16 protein-coding genes are annotated in these 17,957 nt (G+C 60.5%); 8 read left to right on the top strand and 8 right to left on the bottom strand.

Going from position 1 to position 17,957, the window contains the following annotated elements:
• The first annotated feature begins 4 nt into the window (after nt 1-4).
• The 6 genes from ACZ1HH_RS02335 (at nt 5) to ACZ1HH_RS02360 (ending at nt 8,020) form a co-directional block, all read left to right on the top strand.
• Nucleotides 5-2,518: a CheR family methyltransferase gene (locus ACZ1HH_RS02335; RefSeq protein WP_472637203.1), complete on the top strand. Its 2,514-nt coding sequence runs from the start codon at nt 5-7 to the stop codon at nt 2,516-2,518.
• 151 nt (nt 2,519-2,669) lie between these two features.
• Nucleotides 2,670-3,161 carry a dUTP diphosphatase gene (dut, locus tag ACZ1HH_RS02340; RefSeq protein WP_472637204.1) on the top strand — a complete coding sequence of 164 codons (492 nt, stop codon included), beginning with the start codon at nt 2,670-2,672 and terminating at the stop codon, nt 3,159-3,161.
• Complete coding sequence (locus ACZ1HH_RS02345) at nt 3,158-4,234, top strand: HesA/MoeB/ThiF family protein (RefSeq protein WP_011537810.1); 1,077 nt, start codon at nt 3,158-3,160, stop codon at nt 4,232-4,234. The genes dut and ACZ1HH_RS02345 overlap by 4 nt, the downstream gene beginning before the upstream one ends.
• 2 nt (nt 4,235-4,236) lie before the next feature.
• Nucleotides 4,237-5,028, top strand: coding sequence for a transporter substrate-binding domain-containing protein (locus tag ACZ1HH_RS02350; RefSeq protein ID WP_416367936.1), 792 nt, complete (start codon nt 4,237-4,239; stop codon nt 5,026-5,028).
• 73 nt (nt 5,029-5,101) lie between these two features.
• On the top strand, nt 5,102-5,908 hold the full coding sequence (locus ACZ1HH_RS02355) for an amino acid ABC transporter permease (protein WP_011537812.1): 807 nt from the start codon (nt 5,102-5,104) through the stop codon (nt 5,906-5,908).
• Between the two features lie 96 nt (nt 5,909-6,004).
• Complete coding sequence (locus ACZ1HH_RS02360) at nt 6,005-8,020, top strand: M3 family metallopeptidase (protein ID WP_472637205.1); 2,016 nt, start codon at nt 6,005-6,007, stop codon at nt 8,018-8,020.
• Nucleotides 8,021-8,100: 80 nt separating this feature from the next.
• Here the strand turns inward: ACZ1HH_RS02360 and ACZ1HH_RS02365 are convergent, their stop codons facing one another.
• Together ACZ1HH_RS02365 and ACZ1HH_RS02370 are read right to left on the bottom strand one after the other, a co-directional pair.
• On the bottom strand, nt 8,101-9,027 hold the full coding sequence (locus ACZ1HH_RS02365; protein ID WP_472637206.1) for a 2-hydroxyacid dehydrogenase: 927 nt from the start codon (nt 9,025-9,027) through the stop codon (nt 8,101-8,103).
• Entirely contained in the window at nt 9,024-9,434 is a 411-nt protein-coding gene (locus ACZ1HH_RS02370) for a VOC family protein (protein ID WP_472637207.1), read from the bottom strand. Before ACZ1HH_RS02370 ends, ACZ1HH_RS02365 begins: the two co-directional genes overlap by 4 nt.
• A gap of 100 nt (nt 9,435-9,534) precedes the next feature.
• Between ACZ1HH_RS02370 and ACZ1HH_RS02375 the strand changes: the two genes are divergently transcribed.
• A complete protein-coding gene (locus tag ACZ1HH_RS02375; protein ID WP_472637208.1) occupies nt 9,535-10,380 on the top strand; it encodes a LysR family transcriptional regulator in 846 nt (281 codons plus the stop codon).
• Here the strand turns inward: ACZ1HH_RS02375 and rodA are convergent.
• The 6 genes from rodA to ACZ1HH_RS02405 form a co-directional block, all read right to left on the bottom strand.
• Nucleotides 10,377-11,516: a rod shape-determining protein RodA gene (gene rodA, locus ACZ1HH_RS02380; protein WP_011537817.1), complete on the bottom strand. Its 1,140-nt coding sequence runs from the start codon at nt 11,514-11,516 to the stop codon at nt 10,377-10,379. The two genes, ACZ1HH_RS02375 and rodA, sit on opposite strands and share 4 nt — an antisense overlap.
• Nucleotides 11,513-13,459, bottom strand: coding sequence for a penicillin-binding protein 2 (gene mrdA / locus ACZ1HH_RS02385; protein WP_472637209.1), 1,947 nt, complete (start codon nt 13,457-13,459; stop codon nt 11,513-11,515). The genes rodA and mrdA overlap by 4 nt, the downstream gene beginning before the upstream one ends.
• Nucleotides 13,456-13,995: a hypothetical protein gene (locus tag ACZ1HH_RS02390; protein WP_011537819.1), complete on the bottom strand. Its 540-nt coding sequence runs from the start codon at nt 13,993-13,995 to the stop codon at nt 13,456-13,458. The genes mrdA and ACZ1HH_RS02390 overlap by 4 nt, the downstream gene beginning before the upstream one ends.
• Entirely contained in the window at nt 13,988-14,935 is a 948-nt protein-coding gene (mreC, locus tag ACZ1HH_RS02395) for a rod shape-determining protein MreC (protein ID WP_472637210.1), read from the bottom strand. The genes ACZ1HH_RS02390 and mreC overlap by 8 nt, the downstream gene beginning before the upstream one ends.
• Before the next feature lie 55 nt (nt 14,936-14,990).
• Nucleotides 14,991-16,037 carry a rod shape-determining protein gene (locus ACZ1HH_RS02400; RefSeq protein WP_011537821.1) on the bottom strand — a complete coding sequence of 349 codons (1,047 nt, stop codon included), beginning with the start codon at nt 16,035-16,037 and terminating at the stop codon, nt 14,991-14,993.
• A 199-nt stretch (nt 16,038-16,236) separates the two neighbouring features.
• Nucleotides 16,237-16,989: a lysozyme family protein gene (locus tag ACZ1HH_RS02405; protein WP_487320353.1), complete on the bottom strand. Its 753-nt coding sequence runs from the start codon at nt 16,987-16,989 to the stop codon at nt 16,237-16,239.
• A gap of 118 nt (nt 16,990-17,107) precedes the next feature.
• On the opposite strand from ACZ1HH_RS02405, the gene ACZ1HH_RS02410 reads away from it, so the two are divergent.
• On the top strand, nt 17,108-17,887 hold the full coding sequence (locus tag ACZ1HH_RS02410) for a 23S rRNA (adenine(2030)-N(6))-methyltransferase RlmJ (RefSeq protein WP_472637212.1): 780 nt from the start codon (nt 17,108-17,110) through the stop codon (nt 17,885-17,887).
• The last annotated feature ends 70 nt before the right edge of the window (nt 17,888-17,957 follow it).

Raw genomic sequence — 17,957 nt, forward strand, 5'->3', positions numbered from 1 at the left:
ATCAATGAGCGACCGAAGTATTCCTTTTTTGGTTGGTATCGCTGCTTCCGCTGGGGGGCTTGAGGCTCTGTCCGAACTGGTTCAGGAGCTCGGAGAGCAAAATGAAGCGGCCTATGTGATTGCCCAGCATATGTCGCCAAATCACAAGAGCATGCTCAGTGCGTTGATTTCTCGCGAAACGAGATTGCCGGTTCGTGAGCTGACGCCCGATGCGGACATCTGGCCGGAGGCCAACACGATTTATGTGGTGATGCCCGGCCATGACGTCATCGTCACCGAAGGTGGCCAGCTAGGGCTGCGAGCACCGAGCGGGCTGCGCGGGCAGCCAAAACCGCTTGCGGATCTGTTGTTGAAAACCATGGCCGAGGAATGCGGCGAAAACTGCGCCGCGATTATTCTCTCAGGCACTGGGAGTGATGGCAGCTATGGGGTGCGCGCCATTCGCGAGGTGGGCGGCATTACCATTGCACAGGATCCCGAGAGTTCCAAGTATTCCGGGATGCCGGCCTCTGCGTTGCAAACCGGCTGCGTTGATCTGACGCTTCGTCCGCGTGAAATCGGTGAGCACTTGGGGAAAATCCTTTCCCGTCCCCGGGATTTCACCGAATTGCAGGAGCTGCATCAAAAGCCAAATCACCTGTCTGATCTGTTCCAGATCCTGACGGCGCGCACCGGTGTGGATTTTCGCGAATACAAGGCGTCGACCATCAACCGCCGCATTGCGCGTCGGATGCTGGCCCTCGGTTTTTCGGAATACAACGCCTATGTGGATTTTTGCCGCAGCGACCTTGCTGAAGTGGATGCGCTTTATAAGGATCTGATGATCTCCGTAACGCGGTTCTTTCGCGATCCCCAGCAATTTGATGCCCTGAAGGCCGATATTCAAAAGCTGGTTGCAAAGCTCGAATCCTCATCCGATCAGCGAACGGTTCGCGTCTGGGTGTCTGGCTGCGCCACAGGCGAAGAAGCCTATTCGGTTGCAATCCTGTTTTTGGAAGCGATGGGCGGCCTTGAAAAAGTATCCCAGCGCCGATTGCAGGTGTTTGCCACCGATATTGACCAGCATGCACTGGATGTGGCGCGACGTGGGGAATATCCGATCTCTGCGATCAATGACATTCCGGAGGAATTGGTCGATCGCTATTTTGTCGAGCGCACTGAAACCATCGAGGTCAAAAAGGCGCTTCGAGCTTTTGTCCTGTTTTCGCGCCACAACGTCATCCAGGATCCGCCGTTCACCAATCTCGACTGTGTGAGCCTGCGTAACCTGCTGATCTATTTCAATGGGCCCTTGCAGGACAAAGTGCTCGCACGGATCGGTTACGCTCTGGTCCCTGATGGGCTGCTGTTCCTTGGGGCTGCCGAAACCGTGGGTGGGATGGAGACGATCTTTGAACCCACCAGCACCTCCGACCGGATCTACCGCAAAAGACTCGTGACGCGCAAACCCGCGCTGCAACCGTTCATCGAGGATGCAACGGCTCGGCGCCCCTTGGAACAGCCCGCGCTGCCGTATCTGGCTGACAAGAACAAGCATCACAGTGCGACACGGCAATTTGACAACCTGATCCGTGTGTTGGCCCCAAATGGTTTCCTCGCCAGCGCCACAGGCGCGATCCTGCGCGTGATTGGCGACATCTCATTTGTGACCGCACTGACGGAAAACACCGGGCTGCAGGTGGACCTCAAAATCCTGCTCCCGGAGTTGCGCAGCGAAGCCTCAAGTCTGATCAATGTCACCTTGCGCTCACGCGGTGTGCGCAGTGGCCAGTGGCATCCCTTACCACGGTCCAAGCATGAACAGGTGCGTCTGACCTGCTATCCTATCGTCTCCGCGCCAGACGGTGAAATGGACGGCAACAGCATTGTTCTGATCGGCGTCGAATCTCGGATCAAGGAAGAGCAGGCCGCACCGCCCGAGAGCCGCAATCCCGAGGAACAGGATCGCTATATTCGTCAGATCGAGGACGAGGTGATCTCTACCCGCGAGGCGCTCCAGCAGACCATCGAAGAGTTGCAGACTGCCAACGAGGAACTGCAGTCGGTCAACGAGGAAATGCAGGCCGCCAACGAGGAATTGCAATCCACCAATGAGGAGCTTGAAACCTCCAACGAGGAATTGCAGTCCACCAATGAAGAGCTGATCACCGTCAACGAGGAAATTCAGGTCAACTCCAGCGAGATCCAGCATCTGAGCGCGGAGCTCAGTGCAGTATTGCGGGCCAATCCTTTTGTGATGATCGTGGTGGATCAGGCTCTGCAGGTGCGTCACGCTTCGCGACAGGCAATGACGATGTTCGAATTGGACGCCCTTCCCAAGTCGGGCATCCACATCAGCCAATGCGCGCCCGTTGACGGGATGCCGGATCTGACGTCCCGGATTTCTCATGTCTTCCGTACCAGTGCGCCCCTGGTCGAAAACGCCGAGTTTGGCGGTGCATCGCATGAAATGACATTCACGCCGTTTCGGGAGCGCGAAGGCCGGGACCTCATCGGGGTGGCCGTCACCATCGTCTAGGCGTGATATGGGATGGGGCCATGTGGGGTGGGCCTGATTTACAGGCGCTGTCGAAAACCCAGTGGTGTTTCCTACCCGATTTGCGGCATAAACGTCGCGAATTGGACGGCGCGGAACAGGACACGCGCGCAGAGACAGAAGGATCGCCCCGATGACTGCATCGCCATTTGCGGTAGACGTGAAAATCATTGACCCGCGTATCCGGGATTGGGGGATGCCCAGCTATCAGACCCAAGGCTCTGCCGCGATTGACCTTTTTGCCTGTATCGACGCCCCCAAAGAGATCGCGCCGCAGGCGCCTGCAGTGCTGATCCCCTCGGGGCTGGCGTTTTACATGGGCGATCAGTCCTGCGCCGCGCTTGTGATGCCGCGGTCCGGGCTTGGTCACAAAAAAGGGCTGGTGATGGGTAATAATGTCGGCCTCATCGATGCCGACTATACTGGCGAAGTGTTCATCAGCGCCTGGAACCGCAACCCGCCGCGCGCCGCGCCGATCGTGATCGAGCCGGGGGAACGCATCGCGCAACTCATGTTTGTGCCAGTTCTGCGGGCGACCTTGAACGAGGTCGAGACATTCTCAAACAGCACGGAGCGTGGTGCGGGCGGCTTCGGCTCGACCGGCTCGGGGGCGACCGGCGCATGATTTTGGTACTGGGGCTTGCGGGGCTGATCTGGTGGGGCGGGCGGCTCTTTGGGGCATCGCAGTCGATGCGCTGGGCGTTGCTCGGTCTTTTGTTCCTGGCGGTTCTCAGCATCCAGCTGACCTTGCCCGAAGGCAATCCATTGCGTGCCGCCACTGGGGGATCTGCGAGCCTGTGGCTCCTGATTGCCGGGACAGGGGCCTTGGTTGCGCTCTATGGCCGCGTGTTGAAGCGGCTGCGCAACCGTGCGGATGCGCGCGAGGACAGTGCTGATGCGCCTGAGGCGGCTGCTCCGTTTCGGGACTCGGAACTGGACCGCTATGCCCGCCACATCGTCCTGCGCGAGGTCGGAGGCGCTGGGCAAAAGCGCCTGAAAGACGCCAGAGTTCTGGTGATCGGAGCGGGTGGCCTGGGGGCTCCCGCGCTGCAGTATCTGGCCGCTGCGGGCGTCGGCACCATCGGCGTTATTGACGATGATCGCGTCGAGAACGCCAATCTGCAACGACAGGTCATCCATCGTGACGCCGATATTGGCATGCCCAAGGTCTTCTCGGCTCAGGCCGCGATGGAGGCGCAAAACCCTTTTGTGACCGTCCGTCCGTATCATCGTCGCCTCAGCGAGGACATCGCATCGGAACTCTTTGCGGAATATGACCTGATCCTCGACGGGACTGACAATTTCGACACTCGCTATCTGGCTAATGCGGCGGCGGTTGCGCAGAGGAAACCCCTGATTTCCGGCGCCTTGTCGCAGTGGGAAGGCCAGATCTCCGTTTTTGATCCCGCCTCGGGCGGCCCGTGTTACCAGTGTATTTTTCCCGAAAGCCCCGCCGCTGGCCTTGCGCCCAGCTGTGCAGAGGCGGGTGTAATTGGACCTTTGCCCGGCGTTTTGGGCGCGATGATGGCTGTGGAGGCCGTGAAACAGATCACAGGCGCAGGAGAAGTCTTGCGCGCGCAGATGTTGATCTACGATGGTCTCTATGGTGAAACCCGCCGGATTGCGTTGAAAGCGCGCGCCGATTGTCCGATTTGCGGACCCAATGCAGGCACCCCGGCCCCGACAGGAGAAAACTGAATATGACCCGCACTTTTGCCCTGACTGCCCTTGCAACGGCTGTCTTTGCCACCGGCGCCCTGGCTGCCGATCTGCCGGATCTTGAAGGGCGCGAGGTCGTGTTTGCGACCGAAAACACCTATCCGCCTCTGCAGTTCATCGACCCCAACAGCGGCGAGGCAATTGGTTGGGAATATGATGCAGTGGCCGAGATCGCCAAGCGCATCAACATCACCGTGGTCTACGAGAATTCGAGCTGGGATGCGATGATCCCCGCGATCACCGCAAGCCAGTATGATGTCGCCATGAATGGCATCACCATTCGCGATGACCGCAAGGAAAAGGTCGACTTCTCCGAGAGCTACCTGACCTCGCAGATGCGCATGATCGTTGCGGGCGACGAAGACCGGTTTGAGGACGCAGCAGGCTTTGCCGCGGATGAGGACCTCCTGGCGGCAGCGCAGCCCGGCACCACGCCCTTCTATGTCACCGTCTATGATGTGCTGGATGGTGATGAAGCCAACCCGCGGATCAAACTGTTTGAAACCTTTGGCGCCTCGCTGCAGGCGCTGCGCGCAGGTGATGTGGATCTCGCTCTGTCCGACAGCACCGCCGCAAGTGGCGTTGTTGCGGCCTCTGACGGTGCACTGAAAATCGTTGGTGAGCCGCTCGGCACAGAGGACTTTGGCTTTATCTTCCCCAAAGGCAGCGATCTGGTGGAACCCGTGAACGCCGCGCTTGCTGCGATGAAGGCCGATGGCACGCTGGATGCGCTCAATAAGAAGTGGTTCCTCGACTACAAGATGGGCCAATAAGCGCCTTTCCTTCTGAACTCCAATACCGCCCCGGCCAAACACAGGCCGGGGTTTGTCGTGACAGGGCAAGCACATGACCAATCGCCACAAGCGCGAAGACAAAGAAGATTTCCCGTGGTGGCTGGTCGCAGTCGGACTGACCGCGCTCTATCTGGGCATTGAGGTCGCATTGAGCGACGTCTACGCACAGATCATGAACACGCTGTGGCGGGGCGTTGGGATTACCATCTTCGTCACGATTGTGAGCTTCTTCTCCGCCTCGGCTCTGGGTCTTGCGCTCGCACTCGGGGCAGAATCGCGTTGGCTGGTGCTGCGGCAGGTCTGTCGCTTTTACGTCGAGGTGGTGCGCGGCGTGCCAATCATCGTGCTGTTGCTCTATGTGGCCTTTGTACTGGCTCCGGCGCTTGTGGATCTGCGCAACTGGCTTGGCGGTTTTCTCGGTCTTGAGGACATTCGCACCCGCAATTTCCCGCTCCTGTGGCGCGCGATCGTGGCCCTTATGATCGCCTATTCGGCCTTCATTGCCGAAGTCTTCAGGGCCGGTCTGCAGTCGGTGCCCGACGGCCAGATCGAGGCGGCAAAGGCGCTCGGGCTCTCGGGTTGGAAGCGGTTCCGCTTTGTGGTGTTCCCGCAGGCCATCCGCACGATCCTGCCACCGCTCGGCAATGACTTTGTCGCGCTGGTCAAGGATTCCTCGCTGGTGTCCGTGCTGGGCGTTCTGGACATCACGCAGCTGGGCAAGGTCACGGCCGCCAGCAACTTTCGCTATTTCGAGACCTACAACATGGTCGCGCTCATCTATCTGGCGATGACGATTTCCCTGTCTTTGGCCCTGCGCGCATTGGAGCGGCACTTGCGCAGCAAGCAAGAGCATCGCTAGGCAATCTGGGGTCTTAGGACAGCGAAAACCGAAACACTGCAGACAGATTGCAGGTCCCCGGTGAAGGCGCTAGCGTCGGTGCAAAGGAGACCTCATATGACAAATCCGCTGCTTCGCGACTGGCAAACGCCCTTTGGGATTGCCCCGTTCGATCAGATTTCCGACGAAGATTTTGCGCCTGCGCTTGATGAGGCGCTAAAGGCGCATACTGCGCAGATCGACGCGATTGCCACCGACCCCGCGCCGCCCACATTCGCCAATGTGATCGAGGCTCTGGAGACGCCATGCCAGCCACTTGAACAGGTGCTGTCGGTGTTTTTCTCGGTGGCCGGGGCGGACAGCAACCCGGCGCGCGAGGCGCTCCAGCGCGCGTTCTCTCCGAAACTTGCGGCGCATTTCTCGGCCATCACTGCCAATAAGGCGCTTTATGCACGGGTGCAGGCGGTGTGGGACCAGCGCGACACTCTGGACCTGACCGACGAACAGGCCCGTGTCCTGATGCTCACCCATCGTGGGTTTGTGCGCGGCGGCGCGGCGCTCAATGGCGCGGAAGATACCCGCATGCAGGAGATCAAATCCCGCCTTGCGACGCTTGGAACCAATTTCACCCAGAACCTGCTTGCGGATGAGCGGGACTGGTTCATGGAGCTCTCTGAAGACGATCTTGAGGGGCTTCCTGATTTTGTTGTGAAGGCCGCACGGACCGCGGGGGCTGAAAAAGGCGTTTCCGGGCCGGTCATTACACTTGCGCGCTCTATTGTGACGCCCTTCCTGCAATTCTCGCCGCGCAGGGACCTGCGTGAAAAGGCCTTTCGGGCCTGGGCTGCACGAGGGGCAAATGGCGGCGCACATGACAACCGGGCGATTGCGGCAGAGATCCTGTCGCTGCGTGAAGAACGGGCCAAGCTCTTGGGCTATAGGAATTTTGCGGCCTACAAGCTGGAAACCGAGATGGCCAAAACGCCGGAGGCGGTGCGTGAGCTGTTGATGGATGTCTGGGGGCCAGCCAAGGCGCAGGCGGACAAGGACGCCGAGGTGTTGACGCGGATGATGCATGAGGACGGCATCAATGGCGATCTGGCGCCTTGGGATTGGCATTACTACGCCGAAAAACGTCGCAAGATCGAACATGATCTCGACGAAGCCGAACTCAAACCATACCTGCAGCTCGACCGGATGATTGAGGCGGCTTTTGCCTGCGCAAATCGTCTGTTTGGCCTGGAATTCGCACCCCTTGATGTGCCGCTTTATCACAAGGACTGCCGCGCCTGGGAGGTTACGCGGGAAGGCAAGCATCTGGCGGTGTTTATTGGGGACTATTTCGCGCGGGGATCAAAGCGGTCCGGAGCGTGGTGTTCGGCTATGCGTGCGCAGGCGAAATTCCCCGAGGAACAGACGCCAATCGTGGTCAATGTCTGCAACTTTGCCAAAGGCGACCCGGCGCTGTTATCCTATGACGATGCGCGCACGCTGTTCCACGAGTTTGGCCATGCGCTGCACCAGATGCTGTCGAATGTAACCTATGAGAGTGTCTCCGGGACCTCCGTGGCGCGCGATTTTGTGGAACTCCCGAGCCAGCTCTATGAGCATTGGCTGGAGGTGCCCGAGGTACTGCAGGAGTTTGCCACCCATGCAGAGACCGGCGCGCCGATGCCGAAGGAGATGCTCGACAAGGTGCTTGGGGCTGCGACCTTCAATATGGGGTTCCAGACCGTCGAATATGTGGCGTCCGCATTGGTGGATCTGGAATTTCATGATGGCAGCGCACCCGAGGATCCGATGGTCAAACAGGCCGAGGTTCTCGCACAGATCGGCATGCCGGCAGCGATTGTCATGCGCCATGCTACGCCGCAGTTTGCGCATGTTTTCTCAGGCGACGGGTACTCCTCGGGCTACTACAGCTATATGTGGTCAGAGGTAATGGACGCCGATGCTTTTGAATCCTTTGACGAAGCCGGCGGCGCCTTTGATCCTGCACGCGCTGCGGCGCTTGAGGCACACATTCTGTCCAAAGGGGGCTCTGAGGATGCCGCTGAGCTGTATACGGCGTTCCGGGGGCGACTTCCGGGGGTGGACGCGCTTTTGAAAGGGCGTGGGCTGGCCGCCAAGTGAGCGCCCCTTCTGGGGCGCGGCCCCCGATGGGGAGATTTGGGAAAGATGAAGAGGGGCGCCAAGTTGGGCGCCCTTCGTCGTCAATAGCCGCGGTTCCGGTCGACGAGATGCACAAAATCCTCACCTGCTTCGCCGAGGCGAATATTCTCCGCAATCACGCGTGAGGCCGTGATGGGGCGGGTTTCAGCCGCGATGTGAGGGGTCACAGTGACTTTGGGATGGGCCCAGTAGGGATGATCCTCGGGCAGGGGCTCAATCCGGAACACATCCAAGGTCGCATGTGCGATCTGCCCCGTTTCGAGCGCCGCGAGCAGGGCCTCGTCGTCGATCAGGGGGCCGCGGCCGGGGTTGATGATGCGTGCGCCCTTGGGCAGCCGAGCGAGGCTTTGCGAATTCAGGATGTTTTGGGTGTGAGGCGTATCCGGCAAAAGCAGGATAACGATCTGCGCCTCCGCAAGCGCTGCATTCAGGCCCTCTGGTCCGTGGTGACAGGTCACGCCCGCAACAGATTTGGCGGTGCGCGACCATCCGGAGACGGGAAAGCCGAGTTGCGTCAAAGCGGTGGCACAGGCCTGGCCCAGAGCGCCGAGGCCGAGAATGGTGATGGGGCGCTCTTCGGCAAGCGGCGGGATATAGGGCGACCAGCTGTTCTGCAGCGCGAGAGAGCGGTCGATGTCCAGATGATACCGTAGCACATGGCCCGTGACCCATTCGATCATGGATTGCGTCAGGCCAGGGTCGACCATACGGCAGAGCGGTTGGGTCAGGGTCTCATTGGTGGTGATCTTCTCCACCCCGGCCCAGAGGTTCAGGACCGCTTTGCAGCGCGTGTAGGGGCGAAAGTCTTGAAGGTCTGAATTGGGCGCGTAGATTATGTAATCCACCTCCTCGGGCGCGAAATCCTGGCGCAGATCGACTGCGAGCCCCTCGGCCTCGAACGCAGCGCGCAGGGTTGGCTCATAGGTGTCCCACCGTTCCGGACGGGCTGCAAAAAGCGCATTGATCATGTTGCAAACACTCCGTCCATATCGGCAAAGCCTTTGACCTCGATCGGGTTTCCGGCCGGGTCGTAGAAGAACGTGGTGCTTTGCTCGCCCGGTTCTCCTTTGAACCGGGTGGTGGGCGGAATTTCGAATTCCACGCCTGCGTCATGCAGCCGCTCTGCAAGGCGTACCCATTCGTCTTGCGGAAGGATCACACCGAGATGCGGCATAGGCACCATATGCTCTCCGACGCGGCCGGTCTTGGCGGTTTCAAAGGGCGCGCCCTTGTGCAGCGAGATCTGATGGCCAAAGAAGTTGAAGTCGATCCAGGTGTCGGTGCTGCGCCCGGCCCGGCAGCCAAGCGTTTCGCCATAAAAGCGGCGTGCGGCGTCCAGATCATCGACGTGATAGGCGAGGTGAAAGATGCTCATGCGGCGTCTCCTGCGTCTTGAGTGCGGGTCATGTTACCCATAGCGCTCCCGGACATGCACATGCTAGCTTGTTTTTGGATCTTCAATCGTAAGGAAAACTGTGGATACGAGATTCGTAGCGAGCTTGCTGGCCATAATCGAGGAAGGCTCGATCGCGGCTGCGGCGCGGCGCAGCGGGGTGACGGCCTCGGCGCTGTCGCAGCGGATCTCCGCACTTGAGGCTGAACTGGGCGTCACGCTTTTGCGGCGCGAGGGGCGAATGGTGCAGCCCACGCATGCCTGTCGCAGTGTGCTGCCCCGGCTGCGGGCGATGCTGCGGCTGGAACAGGACTTGCGCGCGGACTTGCGGGGTCAGAGGCTGGCAGGGCCCTTGCGGGTGGGGGCGATCTCTACCGCGCTTGGGGACTGGGCGGCGCAGCTGTTGCGGCATCTGCATCACGCGGCTCCTGATGTCGATCTGCGGTTTGTTCCCGGGACCTCGCCGGGTTTGATGGCTCTTCTGGAGGCAGAAGAAATCGATTTGGCGCTGGTGGTGGAGCCGCCTTTGTCGCTGCCAAAATCTCTGCGGTTCCAGCAGATGTTTCAAGAGCACGTTGGGTTGTTACGCCCAGCTTTGGATAGCGCCAGCACCTTGCCTTATCTGGTCTATTCGCGTGAAGCCTGGGGCGGGGCGATCTGTTGGTCGGCCTTGACTGCGCGCGAGCCAAACCCGTCTGTCTTGGTGGAAATGGATGCGCTCGAAGCGCTGGCGCAGATGGTCGAGGATGGTGTCGGTCAAGCGGTGCTGCCAGCGTGGCGCAGTCTGGCGCGCCATGCGCCTGCAGCCCGGTTCACCGCGTGGCCTGGTGTTTATCGTAGCATTGGCCTGCTGCACCGTCTGCGCGATCAGGACAGCCCGTTTCTGACATTGGTGCGCGAGGGGATCGGGCAGGAAGGCGGCCCTTAGCGCGGGCGATGGACGTTGGCGCTCTGGACAATTCCGAATGCAGCGAGGAGCACCAGCATGGCCGAGCCGCCATAGGAGACCAGTGGCAAGGGCACGCCGACCACAGGTGCGAGCCCCATCACCATCGACATGTTGACCGCAAAGAACAAAAAGAAGTTGAGCGCGATGCCGAGTGTCACCAGCGAGGAGAACCGGTCCCGGGCCGAGATCGCGGTGGCAACGCAGAAGACGATGATCATCACATAGATCGACAGCAGCATCACGCCGCCCACAAAGCCGAACTCTTCGGCAAGTGTGGTGAAGATGAAATCGGTGTGCTTTTCCGGCAGAAAGTTCAGGCGCGACTGCGTACCCTGCATAAAACCGCGCCCGGACCAGCCCCCGGACCCAAGCGCGATCTTTGACTGCGTGATGTGATAGCCAGCCCCGAGTGGATCTTGGGAAGGATCGAGAAACGTGTCGATGCGGCGGTACTGATAATCCTTCAGCAGTTGCCAGTCGGTGCCCCGGCTCTGGAAAACAGCGGCGACCAGCCCACCGGCGGCGGCAATCACTGCAGCAAAATAGGCCCAATGTACCCCGGCTAGGAACATCACCCCGCCGCCCGCTGTCAACAGAAGGATAGAGGTCCCAAGGTCAGGCTGTTTCAGCACCAAAAAGGTCGGTGCAAGGATTAAGAACACCGGCACGAGCACGAACAGCGGCCGCGAGGTGCGATTGGCGGGCAGCCAGTCGTAATAGGCCGCAAGCACCATCACGAGGGTGATCTTCATAAGCTCGGAAGGTTGCAATCGGAGCGGTCCGATATCTACCCAGCGCTGCGCCCCCATGCCGACGGAGCCAAACAGCTCGACCGCTACCAGCAGCACAAGCGCCATCAGATAGGCCAGCACGGAGATATTGCGCCAGAACCAGATCGGCACCATCGCCACCACCAGCATCACGCCGAGCCCGACCAGGAAACGCTTGGCCTGCGGTTCGACCCAGGGCGAGAATGACCCGCCCGCCACCGAATAGAGCATCAAGAAGCCAACGCCGGCCGCCGCACAGAGCAGCAGCACCAGGGGCCAGTTCAGAAACAGGATCTTGCGCAGGCCGGTCGGGGTCGATTTGGCGTGATACTCAAGATAGCTCATGCCCGGTCGCTCCCGCCGCTTTCCTTACGCTGATGCATTTCGCGCTGGAGACGTTCCTGTTGCGCTTGGATCTTGCTGCGATCGCCTCTCGGGTAGGCCTCGAGCGGGGGCGTGCCGCCATAGAGGGCCTGCAGCAGGACATCCCGTGCAATAGGCGCGGCTGCGGTGGAGCCGCCCCCGCCGTGTTCCACCACGACCGAGACAGCGTATTTGGGATTGTCATAGGGCGCATAGCAGACATAGAGCGCATGATCGCGCCGCTCCCACGGCAGATCCTGGTTGCGGATCACGCCCGACGCGCGTTCGGCGGCGGTGATATTGCGCACCTGGCTGGTGCCGGATTTCCCGGCCATGCGCATGTCCTCTGCAATGATCCGCGAGCGGTAGCCGGTACCGCGACGGTCATTGCTCACGGCGTACATGGATTTGCGGACATGGTTCAGGTGGTTCTGGTTGAGCCCGAGTGGCTCCCCCAGGCCGGAGGGCTGTTCGATCCCATTGATGGATTTTACCAATCGGGGCGAGATCTCGCGCCCCGATGCAATCCGGGCGGTCATCACCGCAAGCTGCATGGGGGAGGCAAGCATATAGCCTTGTCCAATCGATGCGTTCACCGTGTCCCCTACGAGCCAGTCCTGACCGTAGGTGCGTGATTTCCATTCCCGGTTGGGGGCAAGACCCGCCGCAACGGCAGACATCGGCAGATCGTGGCGTACACCAAGCCCAAGCCTGTTGGCCATCTCGGAAATGCGGTCCATGCCCACTTTGATTGCGAGATCGTAATAATAGACGTCACAGGAGCTCTTGAGTGAATCCAAGAGGTTCACATGGCCATGCCCGGCGCGTTTCCAACAGTGGAACCGCCGCCCCGAAACCTCGAGGTGACCGGGGCACCACGTGGTCTCGGCCGGTGTGATGACTCCCGCCTCGAGCCCTGCAAGGGCCGTGACCATCTTGAAGGTGGAGCCGGGCGGGTAGGTGCCTTGCACGGTTTTATTGGCCAGCGGGCGGTAAGGGTCTTCGGTGAGCGCGCGATAATCCGCGACCGAAATCCCGCGCACAAAAAGGTTGGGATCAAAACTCGGGCTTGAGCAGATCGCCCTGAGATCGCCGTTCTCCACATCCATAATGACTGCCGCAGCGCTCTCGGAGCCAAGGCGCGCCTGCACATAGCTTTGCAGATCTGCATCCAGCGTCAGCTGCATATCCGCGCCCGGCTCACCTTCTCGCCGGTCAAGCTCTCGCATCACCCGGCCTGCGGCGTTGACTTCGACCCGCTTGATCCCGGCTTTGCCACGCAACGAGTCCTCTTGCTTGGACTCAAATCCGACTTTGCCAAACTGGAAACGCGGCGTGAGCAGCACTGGATCCGGGTCTTCCATTTTGGAAAGATCATAGTCCGAAACCGGCCCGACATAGCCCACAACATGTGCAAAATCAGGGCCTTGTGGATAAACGCGGGAGAGGCCGACCTCGGGTGTGATGCCGGGCAGGGCCGGGGCATTCACCGCGACCTTGGAAATATCATCCCAAGAGATCTGATCTGCCAAAGTAATGGGAAGGAAAGGCCGCGAGCGGCGCATCTCGTTGCGAGCGCGCTCCAGATCCTCTTCGTCGAGGGGCAGCAGCCGGTTGAGATTGGCGATCACCTCTTCCACATCGCCGGCGTCCTCAGGCACCAGAACGATCCGGTAGGAGGGCGAGTTCTGAGCGATGATATTGCCGTTGCGATCATAGATCTCGCCTCGGCTGGGCGCGAGCAGGCGAATGTTGATGCGGTTCTCTTCGGCAAGCAGGCGGAACTGGTCGGCCTGATCCACCTGCAAAAACCGCATGCGCATGGCCAGCGCTCCGGTGAATCCGAGCTGAAGCCCCCCGAGCAGCAAGGTGCGACGGGCGAGTTTGCGATGGCTGTGATCCTGATCTTTCTGATTGCGTTTCACAGGCGCGCTCCAAGGGTTTCTGCATCCGCCGCCGACAGGCGACGTACTCCGAACAGGCTCTGGCTTATCAGCACAACGAGCGGATAAGCGGCGATGGTCATGATGACCTGCACCAGAATCAGCGCGATATGCGCCTGTTCCACCGCCAGAATGCCAAGGATCATCCGGTTGAGCAAAGCGATGGCGATCATCACGATGCTCACGGCCACCCATTCCCCCAAAAACGGAGTTTCGCGATGGGTCGAGAGGCGTGATTTCAAGAACTCGCAGGCCAGAAGCGCCAGCAAGGCCCAGAGACCGGGCGGACGTTGAAACAGCAAGTCCGCCAAAAGCATGACCGCCGCGATCAGCAGCGGTGGCACGAAATCGGGACGACGCGAGGACCACGCCAGCGCAAAAGCAAGCAGCAGATCCGGCGGGCTCCACCGCCGGGGCATCGTATCAAGCGGCAGCAGGTGAAAGAACATGATCAACAGCGCCACCCCGGCAAAGACCGCACGCATGAGCCAGATCGCAGCCGGAGAGGTCTTAGCCATTGTCACCCTCATCCTGTGTTCCACCCGGGGCCGCGCGCTCCAAAAAACCTTCGGGGCGAGGCAGGGGGATCATATCGTCGGGCACTGGCGCGATCAGAGCGCCGGGATCGCTTATGGGGGCGCTGCCCTGATGGCGCAGCACACGCAAGAATTCCAGCCGCTCATAGTCCGCCGAGAGCCGCACCCGCAACCGTCCCGCGCGGTCCTGCGCGACCTGTCCGATCAGCAGGCCGGGCGGAAAGACCTTGCCGTCTCCGGATGTGACGACCCGGTCACCCGGGCGCACCAGCTCCGGGTTTTCGACGAAATTCAACAAGGGCGCGGCGGTGTTGTCTCCGCTCACCAGGGCGGTCTGGCCAGAGGGCTGCAGAGTTGCAGGCACCGCGCTTGCGGCGTCGGTCAGCAGGATCACCCGCGCGGTATCGAGCCCGGTGCCGGAAATACGCCCGACCAACCCGATCCCATCCATCGCGGCCCAGCCGTCCTGAATGCCGTCTCTCGCGCCGACATTCAAAAGCACCGACTGCCGAAAGGGAGACCCAGAATCCGCCAAGACCACGCCGGTGACATAGGTTAGCTGCGGATCAAGACGGACGTTGTTCAAATCCAGAAGGCGGGCGTTTTCCTGCTCCAGCTGCAAGGCTGCTTCTTTCCAGGCACGCATCTGCCGCAACTCGGAGCGCAACTCGCGGTTCTGTTCCGACAGACGCTGGTAGCTTTGAAAATCGCGCACCAGATTGATCGCGCCGGTGACCGGCGCCATCGCCCATTGCATGTTGGGCACCACCGCGTCCACCACCTGCGCGCGAAATCGCTCCACACGGGGGCTGTCGATGCGCCAGACCAGAAATATCACCGCCAGAACCAACACCAAAATCCCGACAAGCAAACGCTTGAGCGGGCCTGCATAGTCTTCGCGCTGTGACCGATCTTTGGCCAAGGCTCTCCTTCCAGCAGTCTTTCAAACCAGAGCCATGTCCGCTCTGTTCGGGACGTCAGCTGTCGTAGTCGATCGCGTGACGCAGCTGCTTTTCGTATTCCAGCGCCTTGCCGGTGCCCAGAGCCACACAGTTGAGGCTTTCATCTGCGATGGAAACCGCAAGGCCGGTCTGCTCGCGCAGGGCCAGATCCAGATCGCCAAGAAGCGCGCCGCCCCCGGTGAGCATCACGCCCCGGTCGACGATGTCTGCGGCCAGATCGGGTGGCGTGGTTTCCAGTGCCGTCATCACCGCCTCGCAGATCTGCTGAACCGGTTCGGCAAGCGCCTCGGCGACTTGTGCCTGAGAGATCTCGATCTCCTTTGGGACACCGTTCAGCAGGTCGCGGCCGCGGATCTGCATCGACTGGCCTCGGCCATCGTCGGGCATCCGGGCGGTGCCGATGGAAGTTTTGATCCGTTCGGCCGTGGCCTCCCCGATCAAGAGATTCTGCTGGCGGCGCAGATAGGAGATGATTGCCTCGTCCATCCGGTCGCCACCGACGCGCACGGAGCGCGCGTAAACGATGTCGCCCAGCGACAGAACTGCGACTTCGGTGGTGCCGCCGCCGATGTCGACAACCATGTTACCGGTCGGATCGGTGATCGGCATGCCGGCCCCGATCGCTGCGGCAATCGGTTCGGCAATGAGGCCAGCACGGCGCGCCCCGGCGGCCAGAACCGACGAGCGGATCGCACGTTTTTCCACGGGCGTGGCGCCGTGCGGGACGCAGACGATCACCTTCGGCTTTGAAAAGGTGGAGCGTTTGTGGACCTTACGGATGAAGTGTTTGATCATCTCTTCTGCGGTATCGAAGTCCGCAATCACACCTTCACGCATCGGGCGGATCGCCTCGATGGAGCCCGGGGTCCTTCCCAGCATCAGTTTGGCGTCCTCGCCCACTGCGAGCACCTTTTTCACGCCATCCTTAACGTGATAGGCCACCACTGAGGGTTCCGACAGGATGACGCCTCGACCCTTGACGTAGACCAGCGTGTTTGCGGTACCGAGGTCAATGGCCATGTCCGATGTGAACAGACCGCCGAGATTTCCGAAGAGCGCCATGTAGAAGGGATCCTGTGAGTACTGCAATTGCTGGGCCGCGACTCTTTTGCCGGGCCACTGACTGTGCCCTTATAAGCGTGGCAGGCCTGCCGTAAAAGGGAGTATTGGGATCACCTAGCGTCTTTTCGCCTGTAAACAGGGCCAATCTGTCCCCTCTGCGCAATTCCCGCACAACAGGCCCGTCTCGTAGGTCAGCGCGTCAGCCAGAAAAGATGGCATCCATGCGCGCCTTGTAGGTATCCCATGTGACCGTGGCGCGGTTTCCTGCGTAGTTGTGATAATAGGATTTTCCGTTCGAGGTCGGTAGCCCGGCCCAGATCTTGGCGAGGTTGTTCATGAACTTGGTCTGGCTGATTTCGCCAGCCTTGAACTGTGACAGGCCCGCTTCTTCAATCAGTTGATGCGCCAGTTGGTCCTGCAAGGACTTGTTGAACTTGCGCCCCAAAGGCACGCCCTGGTGTTTCACCAGGCGGCGCAGGGTGGCGGGAATGAACTGATACCGGCCGATCGCATGCGGCTGCCCCGGTGTTGCGTCGATCCACGTATAGATTTCCAGCAGCGTCATGTCGGTGGGTTTGGCAGGTGGCTTGATCTTGGCGCCATACTGGACCGCGTCATAATTGGCCCGCCCGGCCTCGGCGCTGGCGATCACGTTCATGATCTCTGCTACATCGACACCAACCGCAACGGCAGCGCGTGCAAAGAGACTTCCGCTGCTGCGCCCGCGAAAAAGGCTTGCGGCGCTCGGGTTCATCGAAACTGCGCCACGCCCCGTGGCATCGTCATTCAGGATCGCCTCGCGCGCCGACGGGGTAGAGGTGCGCATGAAGAAGCCCCCATCCCCCACCAGAGAAAACCCCGCGGAATTTGCGTGGAGCGCGCTGTGTGGGAGGGAGAAGATAAGCGCCAGCGCAATCGCGACGCCGGGCTTGAGGCTCGTTCTGAGGGACATATGGACCTGCTTCTGCGGGTGATTTCGCCACTCAATTTGCCGCAATGTGGTTGAGATTTGGTTTAGGGCGCGCGCGGAGCCTCTTTCGCAAACCCCGCATTACAGCTAAGGGACGCATATGCTGTCGTATCAACATATCTATCACGCGGGAAATCTTGCGGATGTCCAGAAACACGCGCTTTTGGCGTGGATGCTGGATTACATGACCCAAAAGGACAAACCGCTGAGTTACCTGGAAACCCATGCGGGACGTGCGCTCTATGATCTTGGTTCTGCGGAGGCGCTGAAAACAGGCGAGGCCGCGAAGGGGATCGATGTTGCGCGTGACTGGTTTGCCCCGGATCACCCATATGCGCGTGTGCTGGAGCGGGTCCAGGTGCAGCATGGGGCGACCAGCTATCCGGGTTCGCCTCAGATCGCGGCAGAGCTACTGCGTCCTGCCGATAGGCTGCATCTGGCAGAGCTCCACCCGCAGGAAGCGGTGGCGCTGCGTGAAGCCATGCGCGGGTCGGGCGCAAAGGTTCATGTCCAGGATGGTTTTGAGATGGTGCAGTCGCTGGCACCGCCAGAGCCGCGCCGGGGGCTAGTGCTGATCGATCCGAGTTATGAAATCAAAGCCGACTACGCCCGTATTCCCGGTATCATCGCAAAACTGCACCGCAAATGGAATGTCGGCGTGATCGCGCTCTGGTACCCGATCCTGAGCGACGGCACGCATGTCCCGATGCTGAAGGCGCTTGAGGCGCACGCATTACCGGAGGTTTTCCGCCATGAGGTGCGCTTTGCCCCGGCGCGCGACGGGCATCGGATGATCGGCTCCGGGATGTTCGTGGTGAATGCACCCTTTGGGTTGTCACAGGAAGCCGTGCGTCTTGATGCGAAATTTGCGTCGCTCTGATTGAAGCTGGCGTGTTTGAAAAGGGAAACCGCCCGCACGGGGATGCGGACGGTTGGATGTCAGGGTCGAG

Source organism: Epibacterium sp. HA2-3 (genome assembly GCF_055693725.2).

Excerpts from the sequence above, each read along its gene's own strand:
- ACZ1HH_RS02355 (WP_011537812.1), top strand. The coding sequence starts at position 5,102 with ATGACCAATCGCCACAAGCGCGAAGACAAAGAAGATTTCCCGTGGTGG.
- ACZ1HH_RS02350 (WP_416367936.1), top strand. The coding sequence starts at position 4,237 with ATGACCCGCACTTTTGCCCTGACTGCCCTTGCAACGGCTGTCTTTGCC.
- ACZ1HH_RS02400 (WP_011537821.1), bottom strand. The coding sequence starts at position 16,037 with ATGGCGCTCTTCGGAAATCTCGGCGGTCTGTTCACATCGGACATGGCC.
- ACZ1HH_RS02405 (WP_487320353.1), bottom strand. The coding sequence starts at position 16,989 with ATGTCCCTCAGAACGAGCCTCAAGCCCGGCGTCGCGATTGCGCTGGCG.
- ACZ1HH_RS02390 (WP_011537819.1), bottom strand. The coding sequence starts at position 13,995 with ATGGCTAAGACCTCTCCGGCTGCGATCTGGCTCATGCGTGCGGTCTTT.
- ACZ1HH_RS02345 (WP_011537810.1), top strand. The coding sequence starts at position 3,158 with ATGATTTTGGTACTGGGGCTTGCGGGGCTGATCTGGTGGGGCGGGCGG.
- dut (WP_472637204.1), top strand. The coding sequence starts at position 2,670 with ATGACTGCATCGCCATTTGCGGTAGACGTGAAAATCATTGACCCGCGT.
- ACZ1HH_RS02370 (WP_472637207.1), bottom strand. The coding sequence starts at position 9,434 with ATGAGCATCTTTCACCTCGCCTATCACGTCGATGATCTGGACGCCGCA.
- ACZ1HH_RS02335 (WP_472637203.1), top strand. The coding sequence starts at position 5 with ATGAGCGACCGAAGTATTCCTTTTTTGGTTGGTATCGCTGCTTCCGCT.
- rodA (WP_011537817.1), bottom strand. The coding sequence starts at position 11,516 with ATGAGCTATCTTGAGTATCACGCCAAATCGACCCCGACCGGCCTGCGC.
- ACZ1HH_RS02365 (WP_472637206.1), bottom strand. The coding sequence starts at position 9,027 with ATGATCAATGCGCTTTTTGCAGCCCGTCCGGAACGGTGGGACACCTAT.
- ACZ1HH_RS02410 (WP_472637212.1), top strand. The coding sequence starts at position 17,108 with ATGCTGTCGTATCAACATATCTATCACGCGGGAAATCTTGCGGATGTC.
- ACZ1HH_RS02360 (WP_472637205.1), top strand. The coding sequence starts at position 6,005 with ATGACAAATCCGCTGCTTCGCGACTGGCAAACGCCCTTTGGGATTGCC.